Origin of the sequence: Mesorhizobium sp. M0296 (assembly GCF_040321675.1) — a bacterium.
Classification (GTDB): domain Bacteria; phylum Pseudomonadota; class Alphaproteobacteria; order Rhizobiales; family Rhizobiaceae; genus Mesorhizobium.
In genome coordinates this window covers 51,503-63,142 of sequence record NZ_JAMYRZ010000037.1, presented here as the reverse complement: position 1 = coordinate 63,142, position 11,640 = coordinate 51,503, and the positions used below count along the sequence as shown (strand labels likewise).

Sequence of the window (11,640 nt, the reverse complement as noted above, 5' to 3'; positions counted from 1 at the left end):
GGCCTCCACTCCAGCCAGCATCTTGAATCACAAAACCGACTGATCCGGAATCCCCTTCGATTCCGTCAAATCAGGAACCGCTCTAGTCGAGACCGACACCGAGGGCGAGTTCTCGCTCATCTGGTCCCGCCGCACCGGCGAGTGATCCGAGCTAACACGAAGCCCCGCGCAAGGCGGGCTTCGCCATGTTCAGGTTCGCCACTGCACCTCTATCTGGTGCAGCACGCTATGCTTTGACGGGCGCCTTGCGCGCCTTCTTCACCGGCGACTTGACTGCCGATGGTATTGTTGTCGCTGCCGCCGCGCGAGCAGCTCGTTTTGGTTTTTCTGCCGCAGCTGTTGCTGGCGCTGCCGTCTTGCGGCCCAAGCCTATCGATTTTGCCAGGGCCGAGCGGGTGGCCGCGTAGTTCGGCGCCACCATCGGATAGTCGGAGGGCAGGTTCCATTTCTGCCGGTATTGGTCAGGGCTCAGATTGTAATGCGTCCCAATATGACGCTTCAAGGATTTGAACTTCTTCCCGTCTTCCAGGCAGATGATGAAATCCGGTGTCACCGATTTCTTAATCGACACCACGGGCTCCAGTTTGACTGCGGCCGGAGCCACGGGCTTGCCGACCCCTTGCAAAGCGGCATGAGTGTCCCCGATCAGCTTCGACAACTCGCCGACCGGCAGAGGATTGTTCGAAACATAGGCGGAAACGATGTCGGCGGTAATTGCTACGAGATCAGCCTGGTCGTTTTGGTCTGGAGAAACGGTCATCGAGTTTTCCTCTTGTCTAATGGCGCGCGTTGAAATTGATGAGCTGTTTATTGCCAATCAGGCAAATAATTCGTTATTCCGCAACAAACCCTATTCCCCGCAAATATCAAGCCGGCAAGCTTCGCTTTCATCGCCTCCAAACAAGCTTGGACACGCTCGATGTCGACCCTGAAAGCGAGCAGCGGCTTCGGACAGCGCTGCCCTATTCCCATGCGTACGGCACGCCGAGCATGGCCGGGGCGCTGGCCCGCGAGCGACGGATCATCAGCGCGACGATCGCCGCCCTATGCCGATGCCTTGGATTTGCAATTGCAGCGCGTCGAGGAAGGAAAACAGGTGATGTCACATAAACAGAGATGGGCTGTCGTTGTGACTTTTGGGAATGATTTCAGGCGATCACGCCGGCAGCAGCTTTCCATTGCGCCATGGCATTCAGGCGGTGAAGATGGATCTGAAAGGCGGAGCGTTTTGAATGGGGCGGGACGAAGAGATTGCGGACTGCAGAAAAGGTCGAGAGGAAACGCTGGAAGCTCCCCGGCGATCGAAAGCCTTGCATCATACGCTCTCGTTTTCGCAGTGGCACATGCGAATTCTCCGCTCTGTTGTTCAAGCCCTTGTGCGACTGGTGCTCGACGTCCGGCATGACCTGACGCCGCGCTGCTCCCTAGGAGCCGAGCTTGTCGGTGATCATGCGCTTCGGCACCTGGCCCTGCTTCTTCAACAGCCGTGTCAGCAAGCGCTTGGCGGCCTTGGTTGCGCCGGGTCTGGACGATCTCGTCGAGCGCATAGCCGTCCTGGTTGACTGCCCGCCATAACCAATGCTTCTTGCCGGCGATCGTGATGGCGACTTCGTCGAGGTGCCAGATATCATTTCGACTGGGCTGCTTGCGGCGCAGGCGCCGAGCGTAGTCCAGCCCGAACTTCTTTCCCCACCGACGGATCGTCTCATAGGAAACGATCATGCCGCGCTCCAGCCGCATTTCTTCGACATGACGCAGGCTCAGCGGAAATCGATAATACAGCCATACCGCGTGGGCGATGATCTCGGGTGGGAACCGATGCCGTTTGTAGCTGATCTGCGAAGTGTTCATCCCCCGCATCTATCGCAGCGATCCCTGACAAGCGGTTACCGTGACAACGCCGCTTCTGCAGGTGTGAAATGCCGGATTGTTTTTTGGGAGGCTGGGGGAAAGATCTTTTGTTGGTGCAACTGAAGCTGCCGTGACAATTCGATAGAATCCGCGGACAACATCGACGGCAGGTGTTCCTGCCCGCTAGTTTGCATATATGTTTGTAGCATTGCTCGCCTCGAACTACGCAGTTGATGCAGATTTCATTCAAACTGCGCAGTTACAGTATGGTCCGATTCGTAAACATTTTACAAACGTTTAACCATGAGTGGAGTTGACCCGGGAGTTGACCCTCTGACACTGGCAGTTGTCCGCGGACAACCCGCGCGCGCTGCTTCCCTTAGATGTTGGGGTAGCCCAAGAGGCCGGTTATTTGGCGCATGCTGAGCCGCTTGACGGCCGCCCAGAAGTCCTTTGGCAGGTGGTATTGCGCACCGGAGACGCCGACGCCGCCTTCTGTGCCGGCGCCCGCCTTGAGCACGCTCGAGACGCTCGCGCGCACGCAAGCCGGCTGGGCCGGCGCCTGGCGCCAGCGGCTGGCGCTGAAATGCGCCGCCAGCATGCGGCTGGCCGGGCGCTCGGAGGACGAGGCCGCCTTGCGCGACGCATGGCATCTGCGCCAGGCCGGAGCCGATCCGGGCCCCGCCAGCGCCACCTTTGGCGCCTGGCGGCAGTTGGCCCGGGCAGCCGCCCGCCGCCAGCGCCGATCAGCTCGAAAAGATCGTCGACCAGCTGGGTCTCCATTGGGACGTCGAGGCGCTGACCGCGGTTTGTGAACACATCGACGACCTGGCGCGCTCGGGGCGGCCGGCGCCGTTCGCCGCGGCGGCAATCGCCGCTCACGTCGTCGCCATGCAGTCCGACGCCGAGCTTTTTGCCTGGCGGCTCGCCGACCTGGTGCTAGCGCAAAACCTGCGCTGGCCGCGCCCGCTGCCGCTGCTGATGGCACACGTTTTTGGCCCGGCGTTTCGGTCCAAGCCTGGCGGCGGCAAGCGGATCCGGCCAGGCGAAAAAGGGTTCGAGCGGGCAGTGTGCCTGGCGCTGGCGCAGGCGGCGGCGGACGCCTGCCGGTTGGCCGCCGAGCTGTCGCGGCGCGCGAAGCGGCTCATCGCCGTCGCACCGAAGCTCAGGGCAAAGGGGGGCGGGCGATGTGATCCAAAGACTGCTCGACGACGGCGCCCTCTCCGGATCGCTGACGACCAAAAGACTGTCGCGGTTTGCGGCGCGGCGCCTGTTCGAGCGGCTGCAAAGCTCGAGGCGCTGCGCGAGCTCACCGGCCGCGCCTCGTTCCGACTGTTTGGACTCTAGCGATGGGCGAAGCCTCCGCCCGCCGCAAGCCGAACGAACAGCCGGCCTTGCTCGACACCGAGCTCGAACATTTACCGGCCGAACTGCGCTGGCGCGAGTGGATGGGCCGCGTCGAAGCGGTTGTCTTTGCGGCAAGCGAACCAGTGCCGCGCGAGGTGCTGGCGCGGGTCGTCGGCAAGAACTGCAATCTTGAGCTGATCATCGACGACATCCGCGCCGAGCTCGCCGGTCGCCCCTATGAGCTGGTCTCGGTCGCCGGCGGCTGGCAGCACCGGACCAGAAAGGTTTTTGGCGATGCCATTCACGCAGCCTTCGGCACGGCAGCGGGCGAGGGGGCAAAAGAACTGCCGCAGGCGGAGGCGCTTGTCTTGATGTGCATTGCCTACTTCCAGCCGATCACCCGTGGCGAGCTCTCCAGCTTTTTCGGCAAGGAGGTGTCGCGCGACCTGATCGGCATGCTGCGCGCGCAGGATCTTATCGCTTCGGGTCCGCACTCGCCGCAACCTGGCGCGCCCTATACTTATGTGACGACGAAAACTTTTCTGTCGCAGTTCGGGCTCGACACGCTGCGCCAGCTACCGGATTTCGAGGCGCTCGAGGACGCAGGGCTGCTGTCGAAGGAGAAGCTGCTGGCCGGCGATATTCCAGCCGGGCTGGCGCGCGGGGAGGGCGACGGCTAGGACGGTGTCGTTGGGGACCAAGCGCCGTGACGGGGCGTCGTCGCGTTGCGATCCCAGAGATAGTCGATAACTCAGGACCAGGACGACTGGTCGTGCGGCAGCCGTTGATCGGGATCGTGAACCGCGACATGGTCGCCGTCGACAAGATTGGCCGGAAAGATAACCAGATTGGTACCGCCGGCGTGACGCAGCGACGGAAAAAGGATGCCCCGAAGCCCGGCGGTGATGACCAGATCCGCGAGCTTCCACGACGGCGGGATCTTCTTGTCGATGCGAGCGACCTGGCGCCAGGCACAATCCCACTCCTTCCACGGCCCATCCCAGATGTCCGGATCGAACCCCTGCGAAAGGTCGGCCACCTCGGCGAGCGTGATCTTGTAAGCGGCAAGGGTGGCGGGCGGGGTGATGCTGGCACCCTGCTTGTATTCATCAAGCGCCGTCTGGGTCGCACGCGACAGATAAAGTGCTTCGATGCCCGGCCGGTTGAAACGACCGCCGTCCATCGCCGCGCCTGCACCGCTGGTGGGCAGGAAAGCCCATTTGGGAGTCAGATAGCGATGGAAGATTTCGTCTGGACCCATGCGGGTGATCCTCACCCGCGCGCCCCATTCTCGAGATCCCGGATAAAGGCCAGAACCGCCTCGACCTGGCCGTCGGCGACGAGCTCGGCTGCGGTACGATGGCCATAGTCGGCGATCGGTTCATTGCGGTACCAAAAGATCGCCTTGTTGACATCGCCGGTGAGTTCCGTCGCCGCCGAGATCACCTTCACCATCTCGCGCATCCGGCCCTGCAGGCGCTCCGATGAGGGGTTGCGGAGCGTGTTGCGGTGGACACCGGTCAACTGGGCCAAGTTGGCCACCTTCACGCCAAGCGCCTGCGACAGGCGCTTCGGCGAGATATAAGGCGTGCGCGGCTCCTGCAGGCTATCGACAAAGCCTGAAATCACCGTGGAATGTGCGAGCTGTGCGTGGGCCATGACAAATCTCCGACCTCTCATATGCACAATATATGCACATTTCGACGCATAGCAAGTGGACGGAGGCCCTACTCCTTCCACCACACTGCTTGCCCTTCTTCATCCCCGTCGCGGTTGTTAGATAGCGGCGGCAATGCCCCCAATGTCAGCCGTAAGATCAGCTTTGCTGCTTCCCAACAGCAGACCTTGCAGGCAACGACGCTGTAGGTCGAAGTTGCGCCGCATGTCGGCCGTTGAAGTCAGACCTGCCATCCCATACAGCTCGGCGACCGAGGTCGCGGCCGCGCCATATGCCGGCCTTGAAATCGGGATGGACTTGGAGCGCCGGAGCGCCAGAGGTTCATCCATGGTGACCAACAGCGGGGGCTGACCACTCTCGCGGCTCTAGCACGGACCGGTGGGCTTCGACGCCGCGGGCCATCCGAAAAACACGCCTGGAGGATTGGGGGCAAGGGGCGAGAGATGGGTAAGAGCAGAAATTGCCGCGAGACTCAGACGGCCCCTCGACATCGCTTTAGATATGTCTAATGTTAGGAGCGAGACGCCGGAAGTCTCCGCGCCGCTTTGGGAAGCGTCACCGACACTGCCGCGTAAGACCGAGTGAGGCGCGCAGTGTGATGCTGCCAAGTGTGGGGGCGCGGTCATGGACCGAAAGCTTGCTGCAATTCTTGCTTTGGACGTCGTCGGCTACTCCGCACTGATGGAGCACGAACAGGGCACGTTCGAGCGAGTCAAGCCGGTCGCAAGGAATTGTTCGAACCCGAGATCGCGCGCCACCATGGCCACATCTTCAAGCGTCACAAAAATAAGGGCAAACGTGACCAGCGCGCCAGAGACGTACAAGATCGTCCTGACACTACTACCGGAAGATGATGCATACCGGCTTCGTACCGACCGCTCCGACAACCGTCGACGAACGTTTGGAAACAGTCCCGTCACGGTCTCAGACATGCCTAACAAACGGTTATTCGATGTCGACGCAGCTCATTCGCTCATCGCATGAAGCGCGTCGTGCCTGACGATCTCGATGCTGCGCAGATTGAGCAGGCGGATGACGCCCTTGTCCTTCAGCCGGGTGAAAACCCGTGATACGGTCTCGATGGTGAGGCCGAGATAATCGCCGATATCCATGCGCGACATCGGCAGTTCGACCTGTCGCAACCCGCCCTGCCGCTCCGCCATGTCGACCAGGAACGCGGCGACGCGTTCGATGGCATTCTGGCGACCGAGGACCAAAAGATGTTCCTGCGCTCTCGTCAGGCCCTTGAGAGCCAACGGCAGCAGCTGACGGGAGATATCCGCACCATTGGTAAAGCGGAAGACGCGGACACTCGTAGCATTGATGGCTTCGGCGAAGAAATGATGGGTGGTGTCGGCTTCGAAGCCGAATGTCTCTCCAGCCAGATGGAAGGCGCTTATCTGCCTGCGACCGTCCGCAAGCAGGCGGTAAACACGGACGGCGCCAAACTCGGCCCTGTAGAAGGCTCCGGCCTTTTCACCTTGGGCATAGATTTCCGAACCGGAGGGAAAGAAGCTGACCGGCTGTAGCGGTGTCAGATCGAATGCCGCAGGCAGGCTCGACTGCACGGAGTGTGACGGCAGTGAAATTCTGGAGGTCGATTGGGCGTGCATGGCTGTTTTCCCGGTTGATCCGCGACGCAGCAATCGCGCGAATCCGCGGGTCGCGAAATTCGGTTATGTCCCTACGGGAAACTACCTAGCGCAGAGGCGCTAGCGGTCTGGCCCAGTGCTGCACAGGGCCTGGATCGTCAGGCCGTTGGGAGCAGAGCCGAACGGTTTTCGGGATGTACGATGCACAACCCGGGAGAGGAGGGGGCGCCGGACCGGCTGCGTATCCCACAATTGACAGCATCCAAATACAGCGACCGATGCTGTCACTCAGGGATATTGAGGTAAATCAACCTGCTTCCAAGCGAGACAGGCCAATATTCGTCCGTCCTTTTGTGGAGCTTTTGCAATGAGTCGAATTGGCGGTTTGCTGCTGGCCATGGTCATCGCCATACCAACGGCCGGAGTCGTTTTCTTGCTTTACAAGAACGAGCTTGGCCGCCTGCGCGACGCCGCCAGCCGAGGCGGCGTGGTCGCCAACCTCGACATAGGCCCGATCGAATACGCCGACATTGGTGTGGGTACTGCGCTCCTATCGATCCACGGCGCCGGCGGCGGCTTTGACCAAGGGCTTGCCAATGCAGCAGATCTTGTGGGTGAGGGCTTTCGGATCATCGCGCCGTCGCGCTTTGGCTATCTGCGCACCCCCGTTCCGCAGGATACCTCTCCAGCCGCGCAGGCCGATGCGCATGCGGCGTTGCTATCCAAACTGGACGTACCCAAAGCGATGGTCGTCGGTGTTTCGGCAGGCGCGCGTTCTGCGGTCGAGCTCGCACTCCGGCACCCGGACAAGGTCACCGCTCTCATTCTGATCGTCCCAGGTCTTTATTCGCCCACCAATCCGGTCTCGATTGAAGCGAGCCGCGGCAACAAGTTCGCTTTCTGGGTCGTCAATGCGGGCGGCGATTTCGCATGGTGGGCCACGGAGAAGATCGCACCGTCAGTGCTCATTCGCTTCCTCGGCGTTCCGCCAGCGCTGGTTGCGGCTGCGCCTCGGGCCGAACGGGACCGCGTCATGAGCATCGTCAAGAGCGTTGAGCCGTTGTCGCTGCGCTTCCCTGGAATCAACATCGACAGCACCCCTGCGTTGCATGAACTGCCCTTGGAAGTAATTACTGCGCCGACGCTCATTATTTCTGCGCGCGACGACCTGTTTGACACGCTACCGGCAGCTGAGTTCGCCGCAGCCAAGATCCCGGGTGCCAAACTGGTCGTCTACGACACTGGCGGACATCTTCTGGTTGGACAGCAGCAGGATGTTCGCATGGCAGTTCGCACGTTCCTAGCTGGCGCCGGCCTCATCCCGTCATCCGACGTACCAAGACAGTGATACCACATCCGCTTGGGGCGGTACCGCCTCACAGATCGTTCGTTGCTGTCGCCGATCGAAAGAACAATCGCAGGGGGAGAGGGCAGCGCATGGTGCCGGCGCTCGCCTTCGTAGCCGCTTGCGAACTAAAAGATTGATAATGATCCCAGGACTAACCGTTTCGTAGCCTACGCGCGGCTCCTTTGAATTGTCTTTCGGGATCACGCTGGATGTCTACGCGCGTTGGTGTACTCGCCGGATGGCGAAAGACGCAGCCGGTCATTTCGGAAAGACCGGTGCGCAGGCCACGGCCTGAGCCTCGGCCCGTCTCCCTGGCCAGATCAGGCCGAAGCGCTGGTTTGGAATGCTTTTGGCACCTTGGGTGACATTGGGTAAAAACAGCTAGGATAGCTCAGTCTCCTGGCGGCACCGGCTCTCACCAGTCGGCGCAGGCGCGCATGGCTGTTTCCCGATTGATCCGTGGCACAACAACCGCACGAAAATCCGCGGGTCGCGAAACTCGGCTTTCCCCATGAAAAACTACTTAGAGCTGTCGCGCCGGACAAAGCCCGGTGGAGTCGCGCGGCTTGAGCGATCAAATATTCGGTGGCTGGACAACCACGGCCGACCTTATCTTACCTGATTGATCGTGGCTAAAGCGCCAAGCCACCGAGCTTGCGCATTTGTTCGATCCACTTCGCCCGTGTCGAATCCCTGGCACCCGCGGCCATGCCGAACAACGTCTCGCGTACCGGACTGATGCCGACAAAATGAAGGATGCTGCGCCGCATGCCGGCAATGCCGTGGCCGAGGAACCAGAGCCGGTAAAGAACGGAAGGCATGCCCATGGTCACCACGACGCGAGAGGAGCGGCCGCGAAGCAGCGTCTTGGTGAAGCCTCCGCCCTTGTCCGGATAGGCAAACGCCGTTCCCGGCCGAATAACCTGTTCCAGAAACGCCTTAAGCATGGCCGGCATGGTTCCGAGCCACAGCGGAAACACAAACACGATGTGCTCCGCCCAGACGATCGCTTCGGCGGCGTCCTTCAGGCTGTCGGGGATCGCGCCGTGCTCGAACTCCTGCATCGTCCGAAGCATGGGAAAATCGAGCGCCGCGAGATCGATCCGGCGGACGACATGCCCCGCCTGTTCCGCGCCTTCGGCATAGGCCTTGGCGAGACCACGGCAGAGCCGGTCCGGGGACGGGTCAGGATGGCCGACAACAATCAAGATGCGTCGTCGCGGCATGAGTTACCTCTGAGGCGTCTTGGCAGCAACCGGACGTGTCGGAATTTCGGGGTAAGATCCTTCAAGCTGATCATGGCGCACTCCTTCGCGGAGTTTCATAGAGCGGCTGTACGGCTTGGCCCTTGATCGGCATCAAAAGAGGCCGGTTCTCGGCGCTATCGGAAGGTCAGTGGCAGCAACACCGCACCGTAACCGGCTATTGCGGCGATCAGGGTTGCACCTGCCAGCGGCAACCAGAAACCTCATCGGACCGGCAAATACTGCCAGCGACAGGCGGCCGATCGCGTTTGCTGCCAGTGCCGCGAGCACCGCCTGCCCACCGGTCTCGACAGGGACCGAATGCTTGACCAGGCGCAAAGCATTGAGCACCGAGACATCGACATCGAATGTGCCCGCAAGCGCCGAACTCGCCAGCAAGCCGCGTCCGCCGAATTGAGCAGCCAATGCAGCGCTCGCGGTCGCGACAATCGCAAAGAGCAGGGCGAAGAGCAGCAACGGCCCTAGTTCGAACGGATTGCGCGCGATCGCGCCGCCTTCGTGATCCCCGCTGTCTCGAGTCAGCAGCAATGCTCCGAGAGCCGCGAAGGAGAGCGCCGCGGCAATCGCCGGAATGCCCATCACGACCAAAACGCTTGGCTCGACGATCAGCACCACGGCGCAAACGCGCAGCACCGAAACCATTGCCGCCAGCGAGTGCCATGGTCACGGCGGTGGAAGAGACGATGGCGCCGGCGAGCGAGCTGACGAGCAGCCCGCGCGTGGTTCCCAGAACGCGAACGGCGACATAGCCAGCGAACGATATCGACGCCATCAGCACCGTGAGGAACCAGACTTCCCACGGGTTGAAGCCAACCCACGGGTCCATCGTCCGGTTTGGCAGCAATGGCAAAACGATCGCGGTCATCACGGCCAGGATCAGCGCAGAACGAAGCTCGACCCAGGTCAGCCGATCAAGAGGCCGTGCAGGATCTCGCGACTGGCAAGGACCGCCGCCAATGCCGCCCCCCGGCTGCGGCGACGCGGTAGTCACCGGCGACCGAAAGCGCACCGAGCGCGAACACGATCACCGCAGTAACGCTGAAGTCCTCGTCATGGGCGGCGTCACGCGCCTTGTACCAGGCGAAGATTGCCGTAAAGGCGACGAAGCCGCCGACTAGCACGGAAACTGCGTCGAGCGCATCGGCCAGAGCTGCGAGAATACCGCCGAGCAGACCGGATATGCCGAAAGTTCGAATTCCGGCCGTCCGGCTGCGATCAGGCGCGTCCCGTTCCCGCCAGCCGCGCTGCAATCCCACGAGCAGGCCTATTGCCAAAGCGAGACCGAGCCGGGCGATGAGCGAATCCATGGTGTGGCTGCTTTCAGGCCGTGGCCATCGGCAGGTGGTCGCGAACCCACCTGACGATCTGCCCGGCCGTCATTGCGCCGGATGTGCGCGCGACCTCCCGCCCGCCATGGAACAGGATCATGGTCGGGATGCTGCGAATGCCGAGCCTGGCTGAAACGGCCTGCTCATTGTCGGAATTTAGCTTGATCAGGCAAACATCCGGCTCCAATTCGTTCGCTGCCGTCTCATATGCCGGCGCCATCATCTTGCACGGGCCACACCATGGGGCCCAGATATCGACGACAACGGGGATACTGCTGCGCGTGATGTGGTCATCGAAAATCCGACCGTTGACGTCTTCAGGGTGACCTGAGAACAGCCTGTTCCCGCACTTTCCGCATTTCGCATTCTTGGCACTGCGGGCCGGCGGCAGGCGGTTGACCCCACCGCATTTGCTGCAAACCACCAGATTCTGCTGAGCCATAACCATTCACCATTGGTATCATCTTTATGTGCGTGGGAGATCGCCGTCGCCAAGTGCCTCGCATGTCCAATGCTTTTGGCCACGACGGGGACCTTAAGGTGAAAACGGCTGGGACAGCTCAGTCTGCTGGCGGCCCCTGCTTTGCAAAACCCAAGCGGGCGGAACGGTTCACTCGCTTGCTTCCCGGCCCGACACCTGCTCGATGAGGATCCTGAAAAAGACGTGCGGAGTGCTGTCCGAAACGGCAGGCGTCACTGGCTTGAGGGCACCTGGCTCCCACCAGTTGGCGTGCCTGCTCAACACTGACCATGCATAGTCGCGCTGAACCTTGCAGCCGATATGGTCAGGCAGTTCTTCATAGCGGCCGTCGACAACCACGCTTCTCCATCCCCGCCCTTGGCCGCGTTCGTCGACCTGGACGGACACCAGCGGGTTGGCCCGCATCCAGTCGATCTTCTTGCCCAACATGGAAAATGCATAAAGGTGATTGTCCGGGTGGGCATAGTGCAGCGGGACGACATAAGGCTGCCCGTCCTTCGCGCATGCCAAGCGGCCGACTCGATTGGCCGTTAGCAATTTCGTACATTCCAAGGCGGAAAGCGTACGGATCAACATCAACGCGATCTCCTGTGTTTCGTGACTGCAAGGGTGTCGCCGTGCTTCATCGACTCTGCTATCCGGCATCGCGGATCTCGTTTGAATCTCGATCATAGCGCCTGCTGCCAGGGAGGTGATTGATCACGATCAAGGAGTCGGTCATCCCACGGCGACCCAACGACCATGTCTGGC

12 protein-coding genes and 4 pseudogenes are annotated in these 11,640 nt (G+C 61.3%); 5 read left to right on the top strand and 11 right to left on the bottom strand.

Annotated elements, in window-relative coordinates:
* Positions 1-226 precede the first annotated feature (226 nt).
* The 4 genes and pseudogenes from NKI97_RS27800 to NKI97_RS27785 all read right to left on the bottom strand — a co-directional run bounded on the left by NKI97_RS27800 (position 227) and on the right by NKI97_RS27785 (position 2,452).
* The gene (locus NKI97_RS27800; RefSeq protein WP_352452820.1) at positions 227-760 is read right to left on the bottom strand and encodes a Ros/MucR family transcriptional regulator; all 534 of its coding nucleotides are present in this window, start codon (positions 758-760) and stop codon (positions 227-229) included.
* A gap of 388 nt (positions 761-1,148) precedes the next feature.
* Positions 1,149-1,851 (bottom strand): annotated as a pseudogene (locus NKI97_RS27795) (IS6 family transposase).
* A 47-nt stretch (positions 1,852-1,898) separates the two neighbouring features.
* Positions 1,899-2,060 (bottom strand): annotated as a pseudogene (locus NKI97_RS27790) (plasmid partitioning protein RepA); the annotation flags it as partial.
* Positions 2,061-2,230: 170 nt separating this feature from the next.
* Positions 2,231-2,452, bottom strand: a complete 222-nt coding sequence (locus NKI97_RS27785; protein WP_352452833.1) for a hypothetical protein — start codon at positions 2,450-2,452, stop codon at positions 2,231-2,233.
* Between NKI97_RS27785 and NKI97_RS27780 the strand changes: the two genes are divergently transcribed.
* The 3 genes and pseudogenes from NKI97_RS27780 to scpB all read left to right on the top strand — a co-directional run bounded on the left by NKI97_RS27780 (position 2,349) and on the right by scpB (position 3,878).
* Positions 2,349-2,666, top strand: coding sequence for a DUF1403 family protein (locus NKI97_RS27780; protein ID WP_352837752.1), 318 nt, complete (start codon positions 2,349-2,351; stop codon positions 2,664-2,666). The genes NKI97_RS27785 and NKI97_RS27780 overlap by 104 nt on opposite strands.
* Positions 2,548-3,135: pseudogene (locus NKI97_RS27775) on the top strand (DUF1403 family protein); the annotation flags it as partial. The gene NKI97_RS27780 and the pseudogene NKI97_RS27775, both read left to right, overlap by 119 nt.
* A 65-nt stretch (positions 3,136-3,200) precedes the next feature.
* Complete coding sequence (gene scpB / locus NKI97_RS27765) at positions 3,201-3,878, top strand: SMC-Scp complex subunit ScpB (RefSeq protein ID WP_502907128.1); 678 nt, start codon at positions 3,201-3,203, stop codon at positions 3,876-3,878.
* Between the two features lie 71 nt (positions 3,879-3,949).
* On the opposite strand, the gene NKI97_RS27760 is transcribed toward scpB, so the two are convergent.
* Complete coding sequence (locus NKI97_RS27760) at positions 3,950-4,459, bottom strand: RES family NAD+ phosphorylase (protein WP_352746891.1); 510 nt, start codon at positions 4,457-4,459, stop codon at positions 3,950-3,952.
* Between the two features lie 11 nt (positions 4,460-4,470).
* Complete coding sequence (locus NKI97_RS27755) at positions 4,471-4,857, bottom strand: hypothetical protein (RefSeq protein WP_352452825.1); 387 nt, start codon at positions 4,855-4,857, stop codon at positions 4,471-4,473.
* A gap of 643 nt (positions 4,858-5,500) precedes the next feature.
* On the opposite strand from NKI97_RS27755, the gene NKI97_RS27750 reads away from it, so the two are divergent.
* Positions 5,501-5,860, top strand: a complete 360-nt coding sequence (locus tag NKI97_RS27750) for a hypothetical protein (RefSeq protein ID WP_352837753.1) — start codon at positions 5,501-5,503, stop codon at positions 5,858-5,860.
* On the opposite strand, the gene NKI97_RS27745 is transcribed toward NKI97_RS27750, so the two are convergent.
* The gene (locus NKI97_RS27745) at positions 5,842-6,489 is read right to left on the bottom strand and encodes a helix-turn-helix domain-containing protein (RefSeq protein ID WP_352837750.1); all 648 of its coding nucleotides are present in this window, start codon (positions 6,487-6,489) and stop codon (positions 5,842-5,844) included. The two genes, NKI97_RS27750 and NKI97_RS27745, sit on opposite strands and share 19 nt — an antisense overlap.
* Before the next feature lie 346 nt (positions 6,490-6,835).
* Here NKI97_RS27745 and NKI97_RS27740 point away from each other — a divergent pair, with 346 nt between their 5' ends.
* Positions 6,836-7,816, top strand: coding sequence for an alpha/beta fold hydrolase (locus NKI97_RS27740; protein WP_352837749.1), 981 nt, complete (start codon positions 6,836-6,838; stop codon positions 7,814-7,816).
* Between the two features lie 632 nt (positions 7,817-8,448).
* Here NKI97_RS27740 and NKI97_RS27735 read toward each other — a convergent pair.
* The 4 genes and pseudogenes from NKI97_RS27735 to NKI97_RS27720 form a co-directional block, all read right to left on the bottom strand.
* Positions 8,449-9,042: an NAD(P)H-dependent oxidoreductase gene (locus NKI97_RS27735; RefSeq protein ID WP_352837747.1), complete on the bottom strand. Its 594-nt coding sequence runs from the start codon at positions 9,040-9,042 to the stop codon at positions 8,449-8,451.
* Between the two features lie 155 nt (positions 9,043-9,197).
* A pseudogene (locus NKI97_RS27730) lies at positions 9,198-10,388 on the bottom strand (MgtC/SapB family protein).
* Positions 10,389-10,401: 13 nt separating this feature from the next.
* A complete protein-coding gene (gene trxC / locus NKI97_RS27725; RefSeq protein WP_352746901.1) occupies positions 10,402-10,851 on the bottom strand; it encodes a thioredoxin TrxC in 450 nt (149 codons plus the stop codon).
* Positions 10,852-11,019: 168 nt separating this feature from the next.
* The gene (locus NKI97_RS27720) at positions 11,020-11,466 is read right to left on the bottom strand and encodes a pyridoxamine 5'-phosphate oxidase family protein (RefSeq protein ID WP_352746945.1); all 447 of its coding nucleotides are present in this window, start codon (positions 11,464-11,466) and stop codon (positions 11,020-11,022) included.
* Positions 11,467-11,640 lie beyond the last annotated feature (174 nt).